Here is a 24,466-nt window from a genome sequence, read left to right on the forward strand (position 1 = left end):
CGGCCGCGGTGGCCGAGCTGGCCGAGATCACCGGCCAGCCGTTCGTGGTGGCACCCAACCTGTTTGAAGGATTGGCCTGCCAGGACGATGCGGTTGAGTTGTCCGGCCAGCTCAACGTGCTGGCGGTGGCATTGATGAAGATCGCCAACGACCTGCGCTGGATGAATTCCGGGCCGCTGGCCGGGCTGGGCGAAATTGCCCTGCCGGCGCTGCAGCCGGGCAGCTCGATCATGCCGGGCAAGGTCAACCCGGTGGTGCCCGAGTCGGTGGTGATGGTCTGCGCCCAGGTGATGGGCCTGCATGTGGCCAATACCGTGGCCGGGCAGGCCGGCAATTTCCAGCTCAACGTGACCCTGCCATTGCTGGCGGCCAACCTGCTGGAGGCGGTGCAGCTGCTGGCCAGTGCCTGCCGCCTGCTGGCCGACCAGGCCATCGCCGGGCTCACGGTGCGCCGCGAGGTGGTGGACGCGGCCCTTGCCCGCAACCCGATCCTGGTCACCGCGCTCAACCCGATCATCGGCTATGAGAAGGCGGCGGCGATCGCCAAGCAGGCCTATGCCCAGGGCCGGCCGGTGCTGGAAGTGGCCCTGGAGCAGACCGACCTGGGCGCAGAGCGCCTGCAGCAGTTGCTTGATCCGGTGCTGCTGGCCCATCCCGGGCGGCAAGCGCCCTGAACCAGGGCGTGGCTGGCGTTGAAAAACACAAAGGGCCCGCAAGGGCCCTTTGTCATTGCTGCGGTTGCAGCGGTTGCCGGCCTCAGCGCTCGGCCACCAGGTTGTCGAAACATTCGGTGTAGTCACGCAGCTCGGGCACCGCGGCGATCAGCTCGGGCGGAAAGATCACCAGGTTGGCCGGGGCCTGGATCTTCGGCGCACGGGCCTGGGTGGTGTCGGTGGTCAGGGTGTTCTGGCGCAGGATCTGCATTTTCACGAACACCTCCTGCAGCAGGGCGCGCTGGTGCTCGTCAGTGGGGATGCCGATGTCATCGATGCGCATGTTGCCATCGGCCAGGATGTGGATCTGCGGATACGGGCGGCGCATCAGCATGACCGAGTGGTCCATGGCCACCACGCGCGGCTTGTTGCGCTCCAGTCGGTGGGCGCGATAGGCCTCGCGGTCGCCACAGGCTGCCAGCAGCAGGGTGGACAGGGCGATCAGGATCAGCAGCAGCTTCTTCATGGCGGGCAGATGGCAAAACGGGGCGACCATTGTAGTCGCCCCGCCTGTACGCCGGCCCGGTTGCGGCCGGGCCGACGCGGTTGGATCAGGACAGGTCGACCTGCCCGTCCTTGCGGCACTGCTCGATGCTCTTGTCATTGACCGAGGCATACGGGGCAAATTCCGGCACCGCCGCGGCCAGGGCCTGGCCGGCGAGCATCAGGGCCGGCAGGCGATCACAGAGCCGGGCCGCTGCCTGCTTCAGGCCGGCGGCCTTGGCCTCTACCTCGGCCTCGATCTGCCCGGCATCCTTGCCGCTGAGCACCCCGCCCAGGGCCGAGGCGGCGGCGCCGACGCCCAGTTCGGCACCCTGCAGGCCGATCTGCATGCCTTCACTGGCAATGGCCTGGATCTGCTGGCGGTACTGCAGGGCCAGGGCCTGCTGCTGGGGGGTAAGCGGCAGCGGCTTGCCATCGATGCTCAGCACCCCGTCGGTGCCGATCGAGGCGGCCGGCAGGCCCTCGGCATTCAGGGTGAACGGCTCGTTGGCCAGCTTCTCGGCGGCCTTGCCCATTTCAGTGCGGACCTGGTCCTGGATGCGGGCGCTCAGGTCGGCCTGCTGCTCGGCGCAGCTGGCCAGCGGCAGGATCAGCGCAGCGGCCAGGGCCAGCTGCTGCAGGGAAGAGCAAATGCGCATGGAAGTTCTCCGTGGTGCGGTCAGGGTCAGAGGGGGGATCAGGGATTGCGCGGCAGCTGCACGGTGCCGGCGATGTTGCGGTGCTGCACATCGCCGCTGCCCAGGGTGGACACGCGCAGGTCGCCGCCGGCCTGGTTGACGGTGAGCGAACCGGAGGCAATGGTCTGGGCCTGGACCGAGCCGCTGACGCGTTCCAGGGTGATGTCGCCGGAACCGACACTGCCGATGCGCACATCGCCATTGACCTGGTCGGCGCTGACATCCCCCGAGCCCAGGGCCTGGATGGCCAGTGCACCGGTCTGGCCGAGTTCGACATCGCCCGAGCCGATGGTCAGGGAGACGTCGCCGCTGACGGTGCTGGCCTTGATGTCGCCCGAGCCGACGGTGGCATCCAGGCTGGCGGCCTGGTTGATGTGCGCATCGCCCGAGCCCAGGATCAGCTTGACCGCACCGGCCACCTTGCTGGCCTCCAGGTCACCGGAGCCGACCTTGGCATCCAGCGCGGCAACCCCGTCCAGACGCACATCACCCGAGCCCAGGGCCAGGCTGACCGGGATGCCGGTCGGGATGCTGCCGCTCAGGTCCAGCCAGGCGTAGTGGTTGCCCAGGCTGATGCCACGCTTGGCGGTGTTTTCCAGACGCACCACCAGGGTGTCGCCCTGGCGTTGCTGGGTTACCTGCAGGCCGGCCAGCTGGTCGGCCGAGGAGGCGCAGGCGCGGCCGCGCAGCTGGCCGTCGGCGCCGTCGCGGGCATTGAGCACCAGGGTGTCCGGGCCCACTTCCAGGCTGATCGCCTTGATTCCGTCCAGTTGCAGGGTCAGCTGGCGGGTGTCGTTGTGCTGGCACTGGGCCGGGCCGTCGCCGCTGGCAACGTTGGTGGAGGCAGCCGGCGGCGGGCTGCAGGCGCCCAGCAGCAGGGCCAGCGGGGCAAGGGCGGTGGTGCGGCGAAGGTTCATGGCAGGCCTCGATCAGGAAAGTGATGGGTCAGGGAATATGCGCAGCGGTTCAGCTGTCATCGCTGCGACGGCGCAGGACGATGGCCAGGGCAATGCAGACGATGCCGAACAGCGCGCCGTACCACAGTGCCGGCAGGCTGAAGGCGTCCAGGGCCTGGCTGGGCAGGTGGGCCGCTTGGTAGTTGTCGCGGCTCAGGGCCAGGTAGGCCTGGTCGATGCCCGGGATGGTGCCCAGCAGCAGGCGGGCCACCCCGTAGCCCCACAGGTCGCTGTGGCCGATGCCCAATACCCGTACCAGGCCGGTGGCGCTGAGCAGGATGCCGCCCAGCAGCGGCGGAACCACCGCCCACAGGAACGGCACGCGGCGGGCAAAGGCCGAGCACAGCAGCAGCCAGCCCACGCAGGGCAGGGCCCAGAAGATGTAGGTCGGCAGCCAGGCCAGGTGGGTGGCCAGCAGGGTGAACAGCGAGGCCGGCTGCCAGACCAGGGCGATCGCATCGCCGCCCAGCCAGGCCACGGCGCCCATCATCAGCAGCAGGTAGCCGACCATGGTCAGTGCACTGGCGGCGATGGCCAGCAGCGGGGCCACCAGCAGGGCGGTGACCAGCTTGGACAGCACCGTGCTCAGGTTCGACACCGGCAGTGATTTCCAGAACAGGATGCTGCGGTCACGGCGGTCGTCATACAGCGCGCCCAGGCAGTAGAAGAACACCACCATGGCCATCACCAGCAGCGGCCAGAACGAACCCAGCAGCAGCGAGAAATTCACCATCTCGGCCAGCTGCTGCTGGTCGGACGGGTTCATCTGCTGGGTCAGGGTGGCCAGATCCAGGCCGTTGATGCTGACCTGCTCGCCGTTGATCTGGATGTTGCCGTTGGCCTTGCGGCCCAGGCCGATCGCCGCCAGCAGGGTGATGGCGGTGAGCAGCAGGGAGATCAGCCCGGTCACCAGCGGGGCGATCAGCAGGCCGTTGCGGTGCTCCCAGAATTCACGGCGCAGCAGCCAGCCGAAGCGGCGCTGGGGAGATATGGCGGTCACGGCGTTCATGCGTAGGTTCCTTTCATGCTGGCCACGAACAGGTCGGCCAGGCCGGGGTTGCGGATTTCGCCCAGGGCCGCCAGCTGCTGGCGGTCGGCGTTGTCAAACAGCAGCACGGTCTTGCCGAACGGGAAGGCGCGTTCCTCGATCGGGCCCAGGGCGCGGGCGGCGGCGAGCTGTTCGGCGCCCACCAGGACTTCGCAGTAACGCTCGCCCAGGCTTTCCATCGGGCTGTCCAGCACGATCCTGCCGTCACGGATGAACAGCACGTCGGTGAGGATGTGCTCGATCTCCTCGACCTGGTGGGTGGTGATGACGATGGTCTTGCCTTCGTCGAAGTAGTCCTCCAGCAGCTGCTGGTAGAACTGCTTGCGGTACAGGATGTCCAGGCCCAGGGTGGGCTCGTCCAGCACCAGCAGGCGTGCATCGATGGCCATCACCAGGGCCAGGTGCAGCTGCACGATCATGCCCTTGGACATCTGCTTGACCCGCATGTCCATGTTCAGCTTGGTGGCCGCCAGCATCGCCAGGCAACGGGCGCGGTCAAAGCGCGGGTGGACCCCGGCCACGAAGTCGATCGCCTCGCGTACCTTCATCCAGCGCGGCAGCACGGCCACGTCGGCGATGAAGCAGACATCGTTCATCAGCGCATCGCGGCCGCTGCGCGGGTCATGCCCGAGCACCTGCAGCTCGCCCTCGAAGCGGGTCAGGCCGAGGATGGCCTTCAGCGCGGTGGTCTTGCCGGCGCCGTTGGGGCCGATCAGGCCGACGATGCGGCCGGGTTGCAGGGTGAAATCCACCCCGTCCAGGGCGGGCTTGCCGCGGTACTGCTTGCGCAGGCCGCGCGCCACGATCATCGGCGTGTGCATGTCGGTGCTCATCAGGGGACCTTGATCAGTTCGTCCAGCGACAGGCCCAGGCGCTCGATGCGCTCCAGCACGGCCGGCCACTGTTGGGTGAGGAAGCGTTCGCGTTCGCTGTGCAGCAGGCGGTCGGCGGCATCGGCGGTCATGTACATGCCCACCCCGCGGCGCTTTTCCACCAGTTGTTCGTCCACCAGCTCCTGGTAGGCGCGCGACACGGTGATGGGATTGAGCTGGTAGTCGGCGGCCACCTGGCGTACCGAGGGCAGGGCCTGCCCGGGCTGCAGCTCGCCGTCCAGCATCAAGGTGATCACGCGTTCCTTGAGCTGGCGGTAGATCGGGGCGTCATCGCGCCATTGGATATCGGTCATGTCAGCTCCCGGGGCGCAGGGCCCGGGCAAAGGAAAAGTACGGCAGGTGCAGGCTGCTGCGCAGCTCGGGCAGGGCGGTGCCGGTGCTGCTGCGAGCCTGTTCCAGGTGGCTGCGTGCCAGCACCAGGCTGCCGGCGATCAGGGCCAGCCAGAAAGACACGGCCAGGCCCAGCCAGAGGGTCAGCCGGGACGGGGCCCGACGGGGGTGCTGGAGGTTGGGGGTCATCGCAATGCCGCTCCGCGTATCTGGTGTTGTATGTGACTATAACACCAGTTTTGCACAACGACGGTGCCAAAGGTCATGGCCTATGCTGTGTCTTCATTCATCCGTTGTGGAATTGTCGATGCGCCTGTCCTGCCTGCCCGCATTGAGCCTGGCCCTGCTGCTCACCTCCTGCACCGCGCCGGCGGCACCGGCCAGCCCGGCCGCTGCGGCACCGGCCAGCCCGGCCGCTGCGGTGCCGGCCGCGGCCAGCGTGCTGGACCATGACTACCGCGCGCTGGCCTCGCGGCAGACGGTCAACCTGGCCCAGGCGCACGCCGGGCAGGTGCTGCTGGTGGTCAACACCGCCAGCAAGTGCGGCTTCACCAGCCAGTACGAAGGGCTGGAGGCACTGCACCAGCAGTTGTCCCCGCGTGGTTTTGCGGTAATCGGTTTCCCTTCCAATGATTTCCTTGGACAGGAGCCGGGCAGCGAGGAGCAGATTGCCGAGTTTTGCACCCTGACCTACGGGGTGCGCTTTCCCATGTATGAAAAGGTCGTGGTTACCGGTCCGCAGGCCACCGGCCTGTACCGCCAGCTCACCGCCGCCACCGGCGTCGCACCGGGCTGGAACTTCCACAAGTACGTGATTGGCCGCGACGGCCGCGTCCGCGCCCAGTTCGGCAGCCGGGTCACCCCGGATGCGCCGGAACTGCGTGCGGCCATCGAGCAGGCACTGGCCGAGCCGCAGCCGCAGCCGCAGCCGCAGCCGCGCTGATTCACGCACGGCTCGACAAGTACGGTGCGCATGCGACAATGTGCGCCATTACGCCGCCGTCGGGCGGTATTTCACTGATCCAGGAAAACAGCGAATGAAAATCGGAATGCGCGGCGCTGCGGTGTCGCTTCTGGCTCTGGCGATGGCAGCACCGGTGCTTGCCACCGCCCAACAATCGGCTGCCGCAGCGGCTAACAAGGAGACTTCTGTTTTGACCTCGGAACGTGAAAAGATCGGCTACGCCGTTGGTATTGACGTGGCCAGCTCGTTCGAGCCGCTGGCTGACATGATCGATCTGGCCGCCCTGCGCGCCGCCATCGAAAACGCTTTTGCCGGCAACGAGCCGGTCCTGAGCCAGGAAGAAGCCCAGGCCACCGACGGCGCCCTGCGCATGGCGATGATGGCCAAGAGCGGCCAGCCGATCCCGGGCATGGCGCCGGGTACCGAAGCGCCGAAGCCGGACGCAGTCAAGGTTGCCCAGCTGCTGGGTGGCTACGCCGTTGGCCCGTCGCTGGCCCAGATCAAGGACGACATCTCCCTGGACGCGCTGTTCACCGCCGTCGGTGATGTGTTCGGCAAGCGCGACCTGCGCATCACCCGCGAGCAGGCCATGGCCGAGCTGCAGGCCTTTGCCCAGGCCAAGGCTGCGCGCGCTGGCGAGGAAAACCGCCGCGCCGGTGCCGAATTCCTGGCTGCCAACAAGAGCCAGCCGGGCGTGGTGACCACCGCCTCGGGCCTGCAGTACCAGATCCTGCGCCCGGGTGCAGGCGAGAAGCCGACCGCCAGCAGCCGCGTGCGCGTCAACTACGAAGGCAAGCTGCTGTCCGGCGAAGTGTTCGACAGCTCCTATGAGCGTGGCGAGCCGGCCGAATTCGGCCTGAACCAGGTCATCGCCGGCTGGACCGAAGGCGTCGCCCTGATGCCGGTCGGTGCCAAGTACCGCTTCTGGATCCCGTCCGAGCTGGCCTACGGTGCCAATGGCGCCCCGGGTGGCAAGATCGGCCCGGATTCGACCCTGACCTTCGACGTGGAACTGATGGGCGTGATGCCCTGATGATCCACACCGCCGGCACCGGGCCTTGCCCGCGCGCCGGCTGTGGTCAGCCAACGGTGCCGTGGCGCAAGCCCGGCACCGTTTCCCGTTTGGCAGACCTGATGAGTTCAATGACCGCATGACTGCAATAGATCCCAACCAGCCCACTGCCCGCGAGCAGGCCCTGGAGGCCCGGCTGGTGGAGCTGGAAACCCGTCTGTCCTTCCAGGAACACACCATGGGCGAGCTCAGCGATGCGCTGGCCGAAGCCCGCATGGAAGGTGCTCGCAATGCCAACGTGCTGCGCTCGCTGATGGAAGACCTGGGCAAGATGCGCAACGCGCTCAATTCCTCCGACCCGGCGAGCGAACCGCCGCCGCCGCATTATTGATAGATGTCATGAGCGATTCGATCCGCGAACAGTTGCTGGGCATGGGCTTCAAGCCGGCCCCCAAACCCGAACGCAAGCCCCAGGACCGCAAGCCGGGCCAGGGCAACGGACCGCGTGGCGCGGCCGGGCGCAACCCCAGGCCGGGCAGCAAGGGCCAGGGCGCACCGCGCCAGGACGCCCGCCCGGCCGGCAAGCCGCGCAGCCAGGAAGAGATGGACCTGGCCAAGGCCTACGCCATCCGCGCCCAGACCGAAAAGCGCGAGAAGCTCGAGGCCGAGGCCGCCAAGCAGGAAGCGGCACGCCTGCGCCGTGAGGCCAAGGCCCGCTTCGACGAATTTGTCGCCGGCAAGTCGTTGAATGTGGACGCGGCCGATATCGCCCGCCACTTTGAGTACGGCGGCAAGATCAAGCGTGTCTACGTCACCGCCGAGCAGCTCAAGGCGCTCAATGCCGGTGAGCTGGGCGTGCTGCAGCAAAACGGCCGCTATCTGGTGGTTGCTGCAGCGGTGCTGGCCGAGGCCGAGGCGATCTTCCCGCAGGGCGTGGCCCTGAAGGTGGACCCGGACGCACCGGTGGCAGCGGACCCGTATTCGGATCCGCAATACCAGATTCCCGATGACCTGGTCTGGTAAAGGCCGTCAGCTGGATGCAGCAAGGCCCGGAGCGATCCGGGCCTTGTTGTTCATGCCTTGCAGCGCTTGATGGGCGACTTCAGCCTCCGGTGGCCGGCGGATCGGTGTAATTGGCGCTGATCACCGCACGCAGGCTGGCATCGGCGGCCGGGTCGATGGTCATCATCAGCAGCACCGCCCGGGGCTGGCCCGGCTCATGCCAGGTGTACTGGAGGGTGCGGCGTTTGCCGTCGGCCGAGGGCTGGCTTTGGTGCAGGACCTGCACCGGTGCTGGCGCGGCCCTGCCCAGGGTGTTGAATTCGTCCTCCAGCAGGGCCGCATCGCCCTGGCGCACGAACACGGTGCACAGGCCACGGTCCTGACGGGCTACCGCATGGCTGCGCTGGAACGGATCGGCCACCAGCCAGGCCTTGCCCGGCTGGCCCTGCAGGAAGCTGCTGTCTTCCTCCAGCGGCTGGCCGATACTGCCCATCAACTGCTCCAGCATCGCCGGGTCGGCCAGGCTGCGCAGACAGGCATCGGCATACAGGCGCACCGGCAGGCGTTCGGCACTGCCGGGCGCGGCGGTGGCGGGCTCCTGGGCGCTGGCCGGCAGGGCGCCGGCCAGGGCGAGAAGGCTCAGACAGACCAACTGACGCATGACACCACTCCTTGTGTACGGGAATGGCTGCTATAGCACGCGGCCGGCCTGGCCATGCCGCTCGGGCCGTGAATCTGTGAGCGCGGGCACGCCAGGCGCAGGATCAGGCGCTGGCGGCGCGGCGCGGGCGGACCCAGATGAAGGCGATCACGGTGCCGATGAAGGCAAACCCGGCCCCGGCCAGGAAGGCCACCTGGCCATCGCCGAAGCGCCACAGCTGGCCGGCGATCAGTGCGCCGAGCACGCCACCCAGGCCGGAGGAAAAACCGTAGAACAGGCCCTGGCCATGGCCGTTGAGGCGGCCGGGGAAATAGCCGGCCAGCAGCTGCATGGCCGAGGCAAAGAAGGCAGCAAAGCCCAGGCAGTGGGTGGCCTGGGCCAGCAGCATCACCGGCAGGTTGTCCGGCCACAGCGCGGTGGCCACCCAGCGCAGGGCGGCACTGGCCATGGACACGATCAGCAGCCAGCTGGCATCGAAGCGGCGGAAGATGTGGGAGATGGCAAAAAACACCAGCACCTCGAAGATCACCCCCACCGTCCACATCAGGCCGAGCATGCCGGTGGCATAGCCGTGGTTGCTCATGTAGACCGAAAAGAAGGTGTAGTAGGGGCCGAAGGACAGCTGTTCGAGGAAGGCGGCGATGAAGAAGGCCAGCACCGCCGGCCGCCGCACGATGGCCCAGAAGCCGGCGCGGTCGCCACCGCCGCTGGCCCCTTCCATGTGCCGCGCATAGCGGTTGCCCATCGCGCTGGCCATCAGCAGGCCGAACAGGGGCAGCATCATCCACGGCAGGTAGGCCGCCCCATAGTGCTGGATCAGCCAGCCAAAGCCGGACACCACGGCGATGAAGCCGAACGAGCCCCAGACCCGGATCCGTCCGTAGCGGTGGCTGTCCGCGCCCAGGTGGGTCAGGGTGATGGACTCGAACTGCGGCATCACCGCGTTGTAGAAGAAGCAGAACGCGGTCATCGCCACGAACGGCCAGGCCCCGGGCAGCGGCAACAGGAAGGCGCAGAAGGTGAGCAGGGTCAGCAGGCAGCCGCCCTGCAGCCAGCGGATCGGGCGCGGCGACACTGCCGCGGCACTGGTCCAGATGCTCGGTGCCACCACCCGGGTGGCGTACCACAGGCTCATCATCACGCTGATCGCAGTGATGCCCAGGCCCTGGCTTTCCAGATACAGGCTCCAGTACGGGGTAAAGGCGCCCAGCGCGGCGTAGTAGAACAGGTAGAAACTGGACAGGCGTGCGACCGGAACACGTTCGGCAAGATCGCCAGGGGCACGCTCAACGGCGGTGGACATCGTTCAACTCGCAACAGGGGAGTGCAAGGGGGAGGCGAGAGTGTGCTGGATCAGGCCAGCTCGGACAGGCGCAGCAGCCAGCGCGGCAGATGGCCGTGGGCCAGCATCGCGCCCCAGTGGCCGTCATTGAAACGCTCGCCGCGCACCATGAAGGTGAGCAGGCTGCGCAGGCGGGCCAGGTCGGCCTGTTCCACCGCGTTGGGGCTGAGCAGCATCTCGGCACTCTGGCCGATGTCGTACTGGTAGTCGATCCACGGGTCCTGGCCGGCGGCCATGAAGAATTCGACCAGCGGCTTGGGGTAGTACGGCACCGGCGGGCTGCCGGCGGCCGCGTCTTCGACCAGCCGTCCCGGGCCGGCTTCGACCGCGGCCTGGCCGAGGAGCAGCAGTTGGTGGATGTCGTTCTGGCTGGGCAGGTCGGGGGAAGTCATGTTCATTCCGGGTCGTAGTCCAGGTTGGAGGCCAGCACGCGTTCGGCCTGGGCCAGGGGAATGCCCTTGCGTGCGGCGTAATCGGCCACCTGCTCGCGGCCCAGGCGGCCGACCACGAAGTACTGGCTGTCGGGGTGGCTGAAGTAATAACCGCAGACCGCGGCGGTAGGCAGCATGGCGTAGCCCTCGGTCAGCTGCATGCCGGCATTGGCCGGCGCATCGAGCAGGGCGAACAGGGTGGTCTTTTCGCTGTGTTCCGGGCAGGCCGGATAACCGGGGGCCGGGCGGATGCCGCGGTAGGCCTCCTCGATCAGGGCCTGGTTGTCCAGCGCCTCATCGCGGGCATAGCCCCAGTAATCGGTGCGCACACGCTGGTGCAGGCGCTCGGCCAGTGCCTCGGCCAGGCGGTCGGCCAGGGCCTTGAGCAGGATCGCGTTGTAGTCGTCGTGGTCGGCCTCGAAACGGGCCACGTGTGCGTCAATGCCGATCCCGGCGGTGACGGCGAAGGCGCCGATCCAGTCGGCCTTGCCGCTGCCGGCCGGGGCGATGAAATCGGCCAGGCAGCGGTTGGGACGCTGCACCGGCTTGTCGGCCTGCTGGCGCAGGAAGTGCAGGACGCTGCTGCTGCCGTCGGCGTGCTGCAGGCGTACGTCATCGCCCTCGGCCTGGGCCGGCCAGAAGCCGAACACGGCGCGGGCGGTCAGCCACTTCTCATCAACGATGCGGGCCAGCATCGCCCGTGCATCGGCATACAGGCTGCGTGCCTGTTCGCCGACGATGGCGTCATCCAGGATCGCCGGGAAGCGCCCGGCCAGTTCCCAGCTCTGGAAGAACGGGGTCCAGTCGATGACCTCGAGCAGATCGGCCAGCGGCCAGTCGTTGACCACATGCAGGCCGGGCTGCCGGGGTGCCGGCGGGGTATAGCCGGCCCAGTCGGGCTTGAAGGCGCGTTCGCGCGCATGGGCCAGGCTGACCAGACGCTTGGCATCACCGCGGTTGGCATGACGGGTGCGGATGGCCGCGTAATCGGCGGCGATGGTATCCATCAACGGGCCGCGCAGGGTGGGCGAGACCAGGCTCTGGGCCGCGCCGACCGCGCGCGAGGCGTCCTTGGTCCACACCACCGGGTGTTGGTAGGCCGGGGCGATCTTCAGCGCGGTGTGCGCGCGCGAGGTGGTGGCCCCGCCGATCATCAGCGGGATCTGCAGCCCCTGGCGCTGCAGCTCGCGGGCCACGTGGACCATTTCCTCCAGCGAGGGGGTGATCAGGCCGGACAGGCCGATCAGGTCGGCCTGGTGCTCGATGGCCGCATCGATGATCTTCTGCGCCGGCACCATCACCCCCAGGTCGATGACCTCGAAGTTGTTGCAGGCCAGGACCACGCCGACGATGTTCTTGCCGATGTCATGCACATCGCCCTTGACCGTGGCCATGACCATGCGCCCGGCGCTGCGGTGCTGGCCACCGCCGGCGGCCTTTTCGGCCTCGATGAAGGGCAGCAGGTGGGCCACGGCCTTCTTCATCACCCGCGCCGACTTGACCACCTGGGGCAGGAACATCTTGCCGGCACCGAACAGGTCGCCGACCTGGTTCATGCCGGCCATCAGCGGGCCCTCGATCACCTCCAGCGGGCGGCTGGCCTGCAGGCGGGCGGCCTCGGTGTCTTCCTGGATGTGGGCGTCGATGCCATGCACCAGGGCGTGGGCCAGGCGCTCGGCCACCGGCAGCTGGCGCCAGCTGTCACTGACCACCACCTTCTCGCCCTTGCGCTTGCGGTAGTTGTCGGCGATGGCCAGCAGGCGCTCGGTGGCGTCGCTGCGGCGGTTCAGCACGACATCCTCCACCCGCTGGCGCAGTTCGGGGTCCAGTTCGTCGATCAGCGGCAGGGCGCCGGCATTGACGATGCCCATGTCCATGCCGGCCTTGATCGCGTGGTACAGGAACACGGCGTGGATGGCCTGGCGCACCGCCTCGTTGCCGCGGAAGGCAAAGGAGACATTGGACACCCCGCCGGAGACATGGCAGTGCGGCAGGCTGGCGCGGATCTGCGCGGTCGCTTCGATGAAGTCCACCGCGTAGTTGTCGTGCTCGGCAATGCCGGTGCCGATGGCAAAGATGTTGGGGTCGAAGATGATGTCTTCCGGGGCGAAGTCCAACCGTTCCCGCAGCAGGTGGTAGGCGCGGGAGCAGATGGCCACCTTGCGCGCGCAGGTGTCGGCCTGGCCGTCCTCGTCAAAGGCCATCACCACCACTGCCGCGCCGTAGCGCTGGACCAGGCGCGCCTGCTCCAGGAAGGTCGCTTCGCCTTCCTTGAGCGATATCGAATTGACCACGCCCTTGCCCTGCAGGCACTTCAGGCCGGCCTCGATCACGCTCCACCTGGACGAATCGACCATCACCGGAATGCGGGCGATGTCCGGCTCGGCCATGATCAGGTTCAGGTAGCGCACCATCGCGGCCTCCGAATCGATCAGGCCGTCATCCATGTTGACGTCCAGAATCTGCGCGCCGGCCTGGACCTGCTGGCTGGCTACCTCCACGGCGGCGCTGTAGTCGCCCTCGCTGATCAGCTTGCGGAACTTCGCACTGCCGGTGACGTTGGTGCGCTCGCCGATGTTGATGAAGTTCAGCGCCGGAGTGATCACCAGCGGTTCCAGGCCGGACAGGCGGGTGTAGCGGGGAGTGGGGGCGGTCATGGTGGGGTCGTCGGTCAGGCAGGGGTGGCGGCCAGGTACAGGGCGGTAACGAAACGGCGCTGCACGCGGCCGGCAAAAACGCGGTCGATCAGGCTGCCCAGCTGGTCCAGGAAGGCCTGCCGCGCTGCCGGTGGCAGGCGCGCCAGCAGCGGGAAGGTCGCGGCCAGGCCGCACATGCCGGCGCGGTCGCTATGCCAGTCCCAGTGCAGCAGGTGCGGGCGGATCTGGCAGAAGCCGGCGGCCTGCAGGCGTTGGGTCTGCTGGGCCACATCCAGCGCCGGGTTCAGGGCCGGGCTGGCCGGCTGGCCCGGCAAGGCGGCAAACAGGGGAGCACTGGCGCGGGCGAACTCATCGGGTTGACGGCTGTCGCCGAACACGTTCCACCACACGGCCAACCGCCCGCCCGGGCGCAGCAGCTGGTGCAGGCGGGGCAGGGCCACGGCCGGGTCGACCCAGTGCAGTGCGGTGGCGGCAATGGCCGCATCGAAGCGGTGCCGGTCGCCGGCAGATTGCAGGGCAGATTCCAGTGGCTGGGCCTGCAGCTGCAGCCGGCCGCTGTCGCAGTGCGCGGCAAAGCGCTGCTGCAGATGACCGCGCAGGGCCGGGTCCGGCTCCAGGGCAGTGAGCTGCAGGCCGGGATGGGCCAGCAAGTGGGCGGTGGCCTGGCCGGTGCCCGGGCCGACCTCCAGGCAGTGCGCCGGGCCGGTGGCCAGTGCCGGTGCCAGCCAGGCATCGACCAGTGACCACAGCGCGGTCGGGTAGTCCGGCCGGTGTGCGGCATAGGCGGCCGGATCGCGGCCAAACAGCCCGCCCGCCGGCACCTGGGCAGCGCTGGTGGGGCAAGCAGCCTGGCCGGTACCTGTCATGCGCTGGCCGGCAAGGGGCGCGGGGCGATGGCCTGCACTGTCGCGGCAATGGCGGCGATGTGCTCCGGGGTGGTGCCGCAGCAGCCGCCGACCAGGTTGAGCAGGCCATCGGCGGCAAAACCGTGCAGGATCGCGGCCATTTCGTCCGGCTGCTGGTCATAGCCGCCGAAGGCATTGGGCAGGCCGGCATTGGGATGGGCGCTGATCGCACAGGGCACGGTCTGGGCCAGGGCGGCGATGTAGGGACGCAACTCGGCCGCACCCAGCGCGCAGTTCAGGCCGATGGCCAGGGGGCGGGCATGCAGCAGGGAGATGGCGAAGGCTTCGGCAGTCTGCCCGGACAGGGTGCGCCCGGAGGCATCGGTGATGGTGCCGGAGATCATCACCGGCAGGCGGGCGCCACGCGCGGCGAAGGCATCGTCGATGGCAAACAGCGCGGCCTTGGCGTTGAGGGTGTCAAACACCGTTTCCACCATGATGATGTCCGCGCCGCCATCGATCAGGCCATCGGTGGCCAGGCGGTAGTCGGCGCGCAGGGCATCGAAACTGGTGTTGCGGGCACCCGGGTCGTTGACGTCCGGGCTGATCGAGGCGGTGCGGCTGGTCGGCCCCAGCACGCCGATGACAAAGCGCGGCTTGTGCGGCGTTGCCGCCGCGGCGGCATCGCAACAGGCACGTGCCAGGCGGGCACCGGCCACGTTGAGCTCGTAGACCAGGTGTTCCAGGCGGTAATCGGACTGGCTGGCCGCGGTGGCATTGAAGGTGTTGGTCTCCACCAGGTCCGCGCCGGCGGCCAGGTAGGCGTTGTGCACCCCGGCCACCAGTTCGGGGCGGGTCAGCAGGAGCAGGTCGTTGTTGCCCTTCAGGTCCACCCCGATGCCATCGGCCGGCGGCTGCCCGGCATCGAATCCGGCGGCAAAGCGCTGGCCGCGGTAATCGGCCTCGCCCAGCTGGTGGCGTTGCAGCATGGTGCCCATGGCGCCGTCGATGATCAGGATGCGCTGGGCCATGGCGGCAATCAGCGCGTTGGCACGTTCGGGGTGGAGCCAGGGCAGGGTAGGCATCAGTTGCGGTAGGCCAGCAGGGTGATCACTTCGAAGTGGGGCGGGCGGCGTTCGCGGGTCACGGTTTCCACCGTGGCCACTTCCAACCCGGATTTTTCACAGAACTTGCGCAGCTCCTTGGCGGTAAAGCCCAGGTTGACGTGGCCATAGGCCTCCACCGCGGTGCGGTGTTCGTGCTTGGCCAGCGAGGACAGCAGCAGGCGCCCGCCCGGGCGCAGCACGCGGGCGGCCTCGGCCACGGCCTGGGCCGGCTTGTCGGCGTACACCAGCGCATGCATCAGCACCACCAGGTCAAAGCTGGCAGCGGCAAAGGGCAGGGTGTGCATGTCGGCTTCCTGCACCTCCACATTGGGCAGGCGGCGCAGGCGCTCCGACGCGGTGGCCACCACCCGGGCGCTGGTGTCGATGCAGACATAGCGCTGCGCATGCGGGGCCACCAGCTCGGCCAGCACGCCGTCACCGGAGGCAATGTCCAGCACGTCACCGGCTTCGAGCAGGGGCAGGGCGCTGCGCGCCAGCGCTTCCCAGGTGCGGCCCGGGGAGTAGTGGCGTTCCATGTCACCGGCCACGGTGTCGGCCCAGTTCTGCTCGGCGGCGCGGCTGGCCAGCACCCCGGCCACGCGCTCGGCATCCTGGCGCAGCAACGGATCGTCACTGCCCGACTTCAAGGCATGCCACAATGCACGCTGCGCCGCATCCAGCTGGGCCTCGTCAAAACGGTAATAGGCCGATACGCCGGAGCGGCGGTCACGCACCAGGCCGGCTTCCTTGAGCCGGGCCAGATGGGTCGACACACGTGGCTGGGCCAGGCGGGTGATGGCCGACAGTTCGGCCACGGTGAGTTCCTCGCCTTCCAGCAGGGCCAGCAGACGCACACGGGTGGCGTCTGCAAAGACCTTCAAACGGGTCGACCAATCTTCAAGATCCATAAATATCCATTTATCGCGATATAGCGATATTTTGCGCTCCGGCAGCGCTCACGGTCAAGCCTGCTGGTACGTACGGCGCCGTCCTCTTGCACTGCGGCAAGGCTTTTTTCAGGGCAATCGTTACACTCGAAACTTCTTTGTCAGGAGTGTTTCGTCGTGGACTTCAGCTTTACCGAAGAGCAGCTGATGCTGCAGGAACTGGCCGCCCGCATCGCACGCGAGAAGATCGCGCCCAGCGCCGCCAGCCACGACGCCGAGGCCAGTTATCCGCTGGACAACATCCGCCTGCTCGGCCAGAACGGCCTGATGGGCATCGAGGTCCCGGCCGAGTACGGCGGGGCCGGCATGGACCCGGTGGCCACGGTGCTGGCGATCAGCGAGATTGCCGCGGCCGATGCCGCCCACGCCACCATTGTGTCGGTCAACAACTCCCTGTTCTGCACCGCGCTGACCCTGCATGGCAGCGAGCAGCACAAGCAGGGCGCGCTGCGCAGTGTGGTCGAGGGCCGCGCCATTGGCGCCTTTGCCCTGACCGAGGCCCATTGTGGTTCGGACGCCACGGCCATGCGCTGCCGTGCCGAAGCCACCGGGGATGGCCAGTGGAAGATCAGCGGGGCCAAGAGCTGGATCACCTCCGGCCCGGTGGCCGACTGGGTGATCCTGTTTGCCGTCACCGATCCGGCCGCCGGCAGCCGTGGCATCAGCGCCTTCCTGATCGACACCACCCGTGCCGGTTTTGGCCGCGGCAAGAAGGAGCCGAAGATGGGTGTGCGCGCCTCGGCCACCTGCGAGATCACCTTTGATGGCTACCTGGCCACCGCGCAGGACCTGATCGGCGCCGAAGGGCAGGGCTTCAAGCTGGCCATGAGCCTGCTCGACGGTGGCCGCATCGGCATTGCCGCCCAGGCGGTGGGCATTGCCCGCGCCGCCTACCAGGCCAGCGTTGCCTATGCCCAGGAGCGTCATGCCTTCGGCCAGGCGATCGGCAGCTTCCAGCTGATCCAGGCCAAGATCGCCGACATGAAGTGCAAGCTGGAGGCGGCCACCTGGCTGACCCTGCGTGCGGCCTGGCTCAAGGGCCAGGGCAAGCCGTTCTCCACCGAGGCCGCGGTGGCCAAGCTGACCGCCTCCGAAGCGGCGATGTGGATTGCCCACCAGGCCGTGCAGATCCATGGCGGCATGGGCTACTCGCAGGAGCTGCCGGTGGAGCGCTACTTCCGCGACGCCAAGATCACCGAGATCTACGAAGGCACCAGCGAGATCCAGCGCATCGTCATTGCCCGCAACGAGACCGGCCTGCGCTGATTGTGCCGATTTGCGCAGCCAGAGCTGGCGGCGCAGGTCAATGATGCTGCGCAACAGGTAAATAAAACCGCACTGGTTACACTGCCTGCCATATTGAAATTTTCCCTTTTCCGGCCGCACCCACTGTCGCTTTCTCTATGAAATCCTCATCCCGCGTTGCCAAGACCCCTGCCGCTGCCGGTGCCAAGCGCACCAAGGCCGGCAAGGCTTCCGTTGCTGCCCAGGCCACTGGCCAGTCCATGCTTGACGCGGTGATTGCCGCACTGGGCCCGGGCCTGGCCAAGGCCGACCACGCCCTGGCCGTTGCCTTTGCGCAGGCCTTCTACCAGCGCCTGGACGCTGATGAATATGCCCGCCACAGCGATGCCGAGTGGGCCGCCATGGCCGCCTCGATGTTCGCCCTGGCGCGCGTGCGCAAGGCCGACCAGGTCAAGCTGGTGGTCAGCAATCCGGTCGATGGCGGCAGCACCCAGGTGCAGCTGCTGCACCCGGACATGCCCTACCTGGTCGATACCCTGACCCTGATCCTGGCCGGCCGCGGCATTGGTGTGCAGCTGCTGGGCCATCCGGTGCTGGAGCTGCAGCGCGACAAGGCCGGCAAGCTGCTGGCCGTGGGCCAGGGCACGCGCGAATCGACCATGCTGATCGAGATCGACCGCCAGCCGCAGCAGGCGCTGGAGGCATTGCAGGGGGAGCTGGAGCAGGCGCTGGCGCAGTTGCGCGCCGCCCATGCCGATGCCGATGCCATGCGCCAACGCGCGCTGCAGGCGGCCGATGGATTGAGCATGGACAGCCACGGTGAACTGATCGGCACCGAGGCCCAGGCCCTGTTGCGCTGGGCCGCCGACAACCAGTTCGTGTTCCTGGGTTCGCGCCGTTACAGCGTGCAGGGCAAGGGCGCCAAGGCCACCCTGGTGGCCGAGGAGGGCTCGGGCCTGGGCCTGATGCGTGGCAAATCGCGCGCGGCGGTACGTCCGGTGGCCGGTCTGGCCGCACAGGGCCTGCAGCAGGCCGGCAGCCTGGATGCCCCGGTGATCGTGACCAAGACCAATGCCCGCTCGCAGATCCATCGCGGCGGTTACATGGACTACATCGGTGTGCTGTCCTTCGACAAGGCCGGCAACATCACCGGCGAAACCCGTTTCGTCGGCCTGTTTGCCGACAGTGCCTGGGGCGTGCGCCCGTGGGATGTGCCGCTGGTGCGCCAGCGCGTTAAGGCCGTGCTGCAGCGCTCGGGCCTGGATGCCAATGGCCACAGCGGCAAGGCCCTGCGCCACATCCTTGAAACCCTGCCGCGGGTGGAGCTGTTCCAGTCCACCGAGGACGAGCTGTACGCCACCGCGATGGGCCTGCTGGGCCTGCGCGAGCGGGTCGGCGCGCGCCTGTTCCTGCGCCATGACCGTTTCAGCCGCTTCGATTCGGTGCTGGTGTACCTGCCGCGCGAGCGCTTCAACACCGACCTGCGCCTGCGTATCGAGGCCATGCTGCGCGATGCCCTGCACGGGGAGTTTGTCGACAGCAGCGTGGTGCTGGGCGAATCGCCGCTGGTCCAGCTGCACCTGATCGTGCGCAGCGCCGATGGCGCCGCTGCCGGTGTGGATGCGGCGCGTCTGAACCAGCTGCTGGGCGACCTGCTGCGCAACTTCAACGACGAGCTGCGCGACTGCCTGGTCGAGCTGTGCGGGGAGACCCTGGGCCTGAACCTGGCCGCCGGTTTCGGCCGCGCCCTGCCGGCCGGCTACATCGAGGATTCCAGCGCCCAGAGCGCGGCCGACGATGTGTGCGAACTGGCCCAGCTGGACGAGGAGCAGACCCTGCGCCTGCGCCTGCATGCCCGCGCCAGTGATGGCTCGCTGCGCCTGAAGCTGTACCGCAAGGGCGAGGACCTGCCACTGTCGGACGTGCTGCCGATGATGGAAAACCTGGGCCTGCGCGTGATCGCCGAACGCCCGTACAAGGTCCAGGCCGATGGCCAGCTGTACTACATCCAGGATTTCGAGGTGCAGGCGCTGGGCGCGGCGATCGACCCGGACCAGGTCAATGCGGCCTTCGCCGAAACCTTCATCCGCACCTGGCGTGGCGAGGTGGAGAACGACGGCTTCAACCGTCTGGTGCTCAGCGCCGGCCTGGACTGGCGCCAGGTGGGCATGCTGCGTGGCTACTGCAAGTACCTGCTGCAGGCCGGCACCCCGTTCTCGCAGAGCTACATCGAGGCCACCCTGCTGCGTTACCCGCTGCTGGCCGCGCTGATCGAACAGTATTTCCAGGCCCGTTTCGACCCGGCCCTGGAAGGCAAGCGTGGCGGCCGCGCCCTGGGCCAGCTGCCGCTGTCCCTGCAGCAGCTGGCCGGCGCTGACGAACAGGCCGCTGCCGCCCTGGAAGCGGTGGCTGCGGCCAGTGACCGTACCGGCCGTGCCCAGGCCCTGCGCCAGGCCATCAATGGCCAGCTGGAGAAGGTGGCCAGCCTGGACGAGGACCGCATCCTGCGCGCCTTCATCAGCGTGATCGATGCCACCTTGCGCACCAGCTTCCACCGCCCGTATGCCGATGGCCTGCGCGCCGATGGCGGCCCGGCCGACTATGTCAGCTTCAAGCTCGATTCGGCCCAGGTGCCGGACCTGCCCAAGCCGCGTCCGTACCGCGAGATCTTCGTCTATGGCCCGCGCGTGGAAGGTGTGCACCTGCGTTTCGGCCCGGTGGCCCGTGGCGGCCTGCGCTGGTCGGACCGTCGCGAGGACTTCCGCACCGAGGTGCTGGGCCTGGTCAAGGCGCAGATGGTCAAGAACACGGTGATCGTGCCGGTCGGCTCCAAGGGCGGTTTTGTCGCCAAGCAGCTGCCGGATCCGGCCGTTGACCGCGACGCCTGGTTTGCCGAGGGCGTGGCCTGCTACAAGCGCTTCATCAATGGCCTGCTGGACATCACCGACAACATCGTTGACGGGGTGATCGTGCCGCCGCCGGGCGTGGTCCGTCATGACGGCGATGACCCGTACCTGGTGGTGGCCGCCGACAAGGGCACGGCAACCTTCTCCGACACCGCCAACGACATCGCCCGCGCCCATGGCTTCTGGCTGGATGACGCCTTTGCCTCCGGTGGCTCGGTGGGTTATGACCACAAGGGCATGGGCATCACCGCCCGCGGCGGCTGGGAGTCGGTCAAGCGCCACTTCCGCGCGCTGGGCATCGACTGCCAGGCCGAGGACTTCACCGCCGTGGGTATCGGCGACATGTCCGGTGACGTGTTCGGCAACGGCATGCTGCTGTCGCCGCACATCCGCCTGGTCTGCGCCTTTGACCATCGCCACATCTTCCTGGACCCGAATCCGGACGCGGCCACCAGCTTTGCCGAGCGCCAGCGCCTGTTCGCCCTGCCGCGCTCGTCCTGGGCCGATTACGATGCCAAGCTGATCAGCAAGGGCGGCGGCGTGTATGCGCGTTCGCTCAAGTCCATTGCCATCACCCAGGAAGTACGCCAGGCTCTGGGCCTGGGTGAGGAGGTCACCGCGCTGACCCCGACCGAGCTGATGAGCGCGGCCCTGACCGCGCCGGTGGACCTGCTCTGGAACGGTGGCATCGGCACTTACGTCAAGGCCTCCAGCGAGACCCATGCCGATGTTGGCGACCGTGCCAACAACGCACTGCGCGTCAATGGCGGGCAGCTGCGCTGCCGCATCGTAGGTGAGGGTGGCAACCTGGGCATGACCCAGCTGGGCCGTATCGAGGCTGCCCAGGCCGGTGTGCTGCTCAATACCGACTTCATCGACAACTCGGCCGGTGTGGATACCTCCGACCACGAAGTCAACATCAAGATCCTGCTCAATGATGTGGTGGCCGCCGGCAAGCTCAGCGTGGCCCAGCGCAACAAGCTGCTGGCCTCGATGACCGACGAGGTCGGCCAGCTGGTGCTGATGGACAACTACCGCCAGAACCAGGCCATCAGCCTGATGGAGCGGATGAGCGTGCGTCGCCTGGGTTCCAAGCAGCACTTCATCCGTACCCTGGAGCAGGCCGGCCAGCTGGACCGCGCCATCGAGTTCCTGCCTTCCGATGCCGAGCTGTCCCAGCGCAAGGCGCGCGGGCAGGGCATGACCCGTCCGGAACTGTCGGTGCTGCTGTCCTATTCCAAGCTGGTGGCCTTCGGCCAGCTGCTGGATTCGGACATTCCCGAAGATCCGTACCTGTCCAAGGAACTGCAGCGCTACTTCCCGCAGCCGCTGCAGAAGAAGTACGCCGCCTTCATGGACGGTCACCGCCTCAAGCGCGAGATCATCGCCACCGCGGTGACCAACCAGACCATCAACCGCATGGGTGCCACCTTCCTGCTGCGCATGGTCGAGGACACCGGCCGCAGCGTGGCCGACGTGGCCAAGGCCTACACCATCAGCCGCGAGACCCTCAACGCCCGCGCGCTGTGGGCGCAGATCGACGCGCTGGACGGCAAGCTGCCTGAAAGCGTGCAGGTCGATGCACTGGAAGTGATCTGGAAGCTGCAGCGTTCCTTCGTGCGCTGGCTGCTGCAGCGCCCGGGCGCGATGCCGGCCATCACCACGGCGGTGGAGCGTTACCAGGGCGCGTTCGAGGAAATCCGCACCGCCTCCGGCGTGCTGCCCGATTCCCAGCGTGGCGGCTACCAGGCCCGCGTGCAGGGCTGGAAGGACAAGGGACTGCCGGCCGGCCTGGCCCAGCAGCTGTCCGAGCTGGCCTACCTGGACTCGGCCTTTGACATCATCGAACTGGCCATTGCCCGCAAGGCGCGTCCGGTGGACGTGTCCAAGGTGCACTTCCGTCTCGGCGATGCCCTGGGCCTGCCGTGGATCTTCGAGCAGATCGATGCGCTGGAGGTCAATGGCCGCTGGCATGCGATCGCCCGAGGCGTGCTGCGCGATGAACTGGCCGCCCACCAGCGCGTGCTGGCCGGCCAGGTGCTGGGCATGAAGGGCAGTGATGCCGCGGCCAAGGTCAGTGCCTGGATGCAGCGCGATGACAGCGCGCTGCGTTTCACCCTGGCCATGCTGGCCGAACTGGCCGAGCAGAAGAGCCTGGATTACCCGACCGTATCGGTCGCGGTGCAGCGTCTGGGCCAGCTGGCGTCCCACGCCCGCTGATCCGCACCGCCGCGTTTGCCCGCACAGCCCCGCCCGCAAGGGTGGGGCTGTGTGTTTGTGGGTGAGCAGGTATGCTCGGGCCACCTTTGCAGGAGTGATTGATGGTGAGTGTGCGCATTGCCTTTCTGGCCAGCAGTGCTGCCCCGGCGCAGCAGGCCCTGGCCGAACTGACCGCCCGCTATGGCCAGCACCCGCCCGAAGCGGCCGATGTGCTGTGCCCGCTGGGCGGCGATGGCTTCATGCTGCAGACCCTGCACCGACACGGTGACCTGGGCCTGCCGGTGTTCGGCCTGAAGCTGGGCACGGTGGGCTTTCTGATGAACCAGCACCGCCCCGAGGATGACCTGGTGCAGCGCCTGGCCGGTGGCCAGCCGGCGCATCTGCATCCGCTGGAGATGACCGCCACCACCATCCATGGCGAGCAGGTCTTCGAGCGTGCCTACAACGATGTGTCGATGCTGCGCCAGACCCGTCAGGCCGCGCATATCGGCATCGATCTCAATGGCCAGGAACGCCTGCCCGAACTGGTCGGTGACGGGGTGCTGGTGGCCAGCCCCGCCGGCAGCACCGCCTACAACTATTCGGCCCATGGCCCGGTGCTGCCGCTGGGCAGCCAGACCATTGCCCTGACTCCGCTGGCCGCCTACCGGCCGCGGCGCTGGCGCGGGGCCATCCTCAAGGCCAATACGGTGGTCGGCTTCCGCGTGCTGGACCCGGACAAGCGCCCGGTCAGCGTCACTGCCGATTCGCACGAGACCCGTGACGTGCTGGCGGTGAGCATCGTGCAGTCGCAGCGCCATGTCAGCCTGCTGTTCGACCCGGAGCACAACCTGGAAGAACGCATCCTCAATGAGCAGTTCCTGTCGTAAGGGCGGCCGTTGGGGTACCCTCGCGCACCGTCGCAGCGCTTGCGACAGCTCTACAGCAGGATCCACGCATGACCAGCCAACCCTACCTCTCGGACAACCAGCCGCGTCTGCTCACCGTGGCGGTGACCTCGCGTGCGCTGTTTGACCTGGAAGAGGGCAATGCGCTGTTTGAAAGCCAGGGCCTGGGCGCCTATGCCGACTACCAGCGCCAGCGCGAGGACGAACTGCTGCAACCCGGGGTGGCCTTCCCGGTGGTGCGCAAGCTGCTGGCCCTGAACGCCCAGCTGCCCGAGGGCAGCCCACGGGTGGAGGTGATCCTGCTGTCGCGCAACTCGGCCGATACCGGCCTGCGCATCTTCAACTCGATCCAGCACTACGGGCTGGAGATCGTGCGCGCCACCTTTACCGCCGGCGGCCCGACCTGGCCCTACGTCAAGCCGTTCGGCACTGACCTGTTCCTGTCGGCGAATCCTGAGTCGGTACAGCGGGCGCTGGCCCATGGCATTGCCGCGGCCACCATCCTGCCGCAGGCCCCGGCCGAGGCCGGCACCCTGGGCCTGGCCGATACCGGCCGCAACGAGCACCAGCTGCGCATCGCCTTTGACGGCGATGCGGTGCTGTTCGGCGATGAAAGCGAGCGCATCAGCCGCGAGCAGGGGGTGGAGGCCTTTGGCCGGCATGAGCGCGAGAACGCCCGCGCCGAGCTGTCCGGGGGGCCGTTCCGCAATTTCCTCTCCGCCCTGCACGAGCTGCAGGCCCTGCTGCCGGCCGGGGAGGACTGCCCCCTGCGCACCGCCCTGGTCACCGCGCGCTCGGCCCCGGCCCATGAGCGGGTGATCCGCACCCTGCGCACCTGGGGCGTGCGCCTGGACGAGGCGCTGTTTCTGGGCGGGCGGCACAAGGGCCCGTTCCTGGAAGCGTTCGGCGCGGACATCTTCTTTGACGATTCGCGCCACAACATCGACAGCGCCAGCCGCCATGTCACCGCCGGCCATGTGCCGCACGGGGTGGCCAACGAAGCGGGATGAAATCTGGCGATGCGGCATGAAGATGCCGCTTTCAAGCGTTTTCCTTCCAAAACCGGCGCCAAAGTGCCGGTTTTTGTTTTTTGTGCCGAGGGTTGGCCAAATCGGTAATT

At 67.9% G+C, this 24,466-nt stretch carries 23 protein-coding genes; 9 read left to right on the forward strand and 14 right to left on the reverse strand.

Annotated features, from left to right (window positions below):
* The coding region (locus ABB30_RS12080) for a lyase family protein (RefSeq protein ID WP_245626503.1) at positions 1-674 on the forward strand (674 nt) is incomplete at its 5' end.
* 82 nt (positions 675-756) lie between these two features.
* Here the strand turns inward: ABB30_RS12080 and ABB30_RS12085 are convergent.
* The 7 genes from ABB30_RS12085 to ABB30_RS12115 all read right to left on the reverse strand — a co-directional run bounded on the left by ABB30_RS12085 (position 757) and on the right by ABB30_RS12115 (position 5,310).
* Positions 757-1,179, reverse strand: coding sequence for a hypothetical protein (locus ABB30_RS12085; protein WP_057638572.1), 423 nt, complete (start codon positions 1,177-1,179; stop codon positions 757-759).
* An 85-nt stretch (positions 1,180-1,264) separates the two neighbouring features.
* A complete protein-coding gene (locus ABB30_RS12090; RefSeq protein WP_057638573.1) occupies positions 1,265-1,855 on the reverse strand; it encodes a YggN family protein in 591 nt (196 codons plus the stop codon).
* Positions 1,856-1,893: 38 nt separating this feature from the next.
* The gene (locus tag ABB30_RS12095) at positions 1,894-2,811 is read right to left on the reverse strand and encodes a DUF4097 family beta strand repeat-containing protein (RefSeq protein ID WP_057638574.1); all 918 of its coding nucleotides are present in this window, start codon (positions 2,809-2,811) and stop codon (positions 1,894-1,896) included.
* Between the two features lie 49 nt (positions 2,812-2,860).
* On the reverse strand, positions 2,861-3,859 hold the full coding sequence (locus tag ABB30_RS12100) for a hypothetical protein (protein ID WP_057638575.1): 999 nt from the start codon (positions 3,857-3,859) through the stop codon (positions 2,861-2,863).
* Positions 3,856-4,731, reverse strand: a complete 876-nt coding sequence (locus ABB30_RS12105; protein ID WP_057638576.1) for an ABC transporter ATP-binding protein — start codon at positions 4,729-4,731, stop codon at positions 3,856-3,858. Before ABB30_RS12105 ends, ABB30_RS12100 begins: the two co-directional genes overlap by 4 nt.
* Positions 4,731-5,084 carry a GntR family transcriptional regulator gene (locus tag ABB30_RS12110; protein WP_057638577.1) on the reverse strand — a complete coding sequence of 118 codons (354 nt, stop codon included), beginning with the start codon at positions 5,082-5,084 and terminating at the stop codon, positions 4,731-4,733. The genes ABB30_RS12105 and ABB30_RS12110 overlap by 1 nt, the downstream gene beginning before the upstream one ends.
* 1 nt (position 5,085) lies before the next feature.
* Positions 5,086-5,310 (reverse strand): hypothetical protein, encoded by a 225-nt coding sequence (locus ABB30_RS12115; RefSeq protein WP_057638578.1) that lies wholly within the window; start codon positions 5,308-5,310, stop codon positions 5,086-5,088.
* Positions 5,311-5,428: 118 nt separating this feature from the next.
* On the opposite strand from ABB30_RS12115, the gene ABB30_RS12120 reads away from it, so the two are divergent.
* The 4 genes from ABB30_RS12120 (at position 5,429) to ABB30_RS12135 (ending at position 8,120) form a co-directional block, all read left to right on the forward strand.
* Positions 5,429-6,064: a glutathione peroxidase gene (locus tag ABB30_RS12120; RefSeq protein WP_083489857.1), complete on the forward strand. Its 636-nt coding sequence runs from the start codon at positions 5,429-5,431 to the stop codon at positions 6,062-6,064.
* Between the two features lie 94 nt (positions 6,065-6,158).
* On the forward strand, positions 6,159-7,118 hold the full coding sequence (locus ABB30_RS12125) for an FKBP-type peptidyl-prolyl cis-trans isomerase (protein ID WP_057638579.1): 960 nt from the start codon (positions 6,159-6,161) through the stop codon (positions 7,116-7,118).
* A 118-nt stretch (positions 7,119-7,236) separates the two neighbouring features.
* Positions 7,237-7,488, forward strand: coding sequence for a SlyX family protein (locus tag ABB30_RS12130; protein ID WP_057638580.1), 252 nt, complete (start codon positions 7,237-7,239; stop codon positions 7,486-7,488).
* Between the two features lie 8 nt (positions 7,489-7,496).
* The gene (locus tag ABB30_RS12135) at positions 7,497-8,120 is read left to right on the forward strand and encodes a DUF2058 family protein (protein ID WP_057638581.1); all 624 of its coding nucleotides are present in this window, start codon (positions 7,497-7,499) and stop codon (positions 8,118-8,120) included.
* A gap of 79 nt (positions 8,121-8,199) precedes the next feature.
* Here ABB30_RS12135 and ABB30_RS12140 read toward each other — a convergent pair whose 3' ends face one another.
* The 7 genes from ABB30_RS12140 to ABB30_RS12170 all read right to left on the reverse strand — a co-directional run bounded on the left by ABB30_RS12140 (position 8,200) and on the right by ABB30_RS12170 (position 16,049).
* Complete coding sequence (locus tag ABB30_RS12140) at positions 8,200-8,760, reverse strand: NMCC_0638 family (lipo)protein (RefSeq protein WP_057638582.1); 561 nt, start codon at positions 8,758-8,760, stop codon at positions 8,200-8,202.
* Between the two features lie 103 nt (positions 8,761-8,863).
* The gene (locus ABB30_RS12145; RefSeq protein WP_057638583.1) at positions 8,864-10,063 is read right to left on the reverse strand and encodes an MFS transporter; all 1,200 of its coding nucleotides are present in this window, start codon (positions 10,061-10,063) and stop codon (positions 8,864-8,866) included.
* A 50-nt stretch (positions 10,064-10,113) separates the two neighbouring features.
* Positions 10,114-10,494 (reverse strand): DUF6508 domain-containing protein, encoded by a 381-nt coding sequence (locus tag ABB30_RS12150; RefSeq protein WP_057638584.1) that lies wholly within the window; start codon positions 10,492-10,494, stop codon positions 10,114-10,116.
* A 2-nt stretch (positions 10,495-10,496) separates the two neighbouring features.
* On the reverse strand, positions 10,497-13,190 hold the full coding sequence (gene metH, locus ABB30_RS12155) for a methionine synthase (protein ID WP_057638585.1): 2,694 nt from the start codon (positions 13,188-13,190) through the stop codon (positions 10,497-10,499).
* Positions 13,191-13,204: 14 nt separating this feature from the next.
* Complete coding sequence (locus ABB30_RS12160) at positions 13,205-14,056, reverse strand: class I SAM-dependent methyltransferase (RefSeq protein ID WP_057638586.1); 852 nt, start codon at positions 14,054-14,056, stop codon at positions 13,205-13,207.
* Positions 14,053-15,120 carry a homocysteine S-methyltransferase family protein gene (locus ABB30_RS12165; RefSeq protein WP_057638587.1) on the reverse strand — a complete coding sequence of 356 codons (1,068 nt, stop codon included), beginning with the start codon at positions 15,118-15,120 and terminating at the stop codon, positions 14,053-14,055. Before ABB30_RS12165 ends, ABB30_RS12160 begins: the two co-directional genes overlap by 4 nt.
* Positions 15,120-16,049 (reverse strand): ArsR/SmtB family transcription factor, encoded by a 930-nt coding sequence (locus ABB30_RS12170; protein WP_057638589.1) that lies wholly within the window; start codon positions 16,047-16,049, stop codon positions 15,120-15,122. Before ABB30_RS12170 ends, ABB30_RS12165 begins: the two co-directional genes overlap by 1 nt.
* Before the next feature lie 156 nt (positions 16,050-16,205).
* On the opposite strand from ABB30_RS12170, the gene ABB30_RS12175 reads away from it, so the two are divergent.
* From ABB30_RS12175 to ABB30_RS12190, 4 genes are all read left to right on the forward strand, one after another.
* Positions 16,206-17,354 carry an acyl-CoA dehydrogenase family protein gene (locus ABB30_RS12175; protein ID WP_057638590.1) on the forward strand — a complete coding sequence of 383 codons (1,149 nt, stop codon included), beginning with the start codon at positions 16,206-16,208 and terminating at the stop codon, positions 17,352-17,354.
* A gap of 137 nt (positions 17,355-17,491) precedes the next feature.
* Positions 17,492-22,459, forward strand: a complete 4,968-nt coding sequence (locus ABB30_RS12180; RefSeq protein WP_057638591.1) for an NAD-glutamate dehydrogenase — start codon at positions 17,492-17,494, stop codon at positions 22,457-22,459.
* Positions 22,460-22,560: 101 nt separating this feature from the next.
* Positions 22,561-23,328, forward strand: coding sequence for an NAD kinase (locus tag ABB30_RS12185; protein ID WP_057638592.1), 768 nt, complete (start codon positions 22,561-22,563; stop codon positions 23,326-23,328).
* Between the two features lie 68 nt (positions 23,329-23,396).
* Positions 23,397-24,356, forward strand: a complete 960-nt coding sequence (locus ABB30_RS12190; protein WP_057638593.1) for a 5'-nucleotidase — start codon at positions 23,397-23,399, stop codon at positions 24,354-24,356.
* The last annotated feature ends 110 nt before the right edge of the window (positions 24,357-24,466 follow it).

It is taken from the genome of Stenotrophomonas ginsengisoli, from assembly GCF_001431485.1.
Classification (GTDB): Bacteria; Pseudomonadota; Gammaproteobacteria; order Xanthomonadales; family Xanthomonadaceae; genus Stenotrophomonas; species Stenotrophomonas ginsengisoli.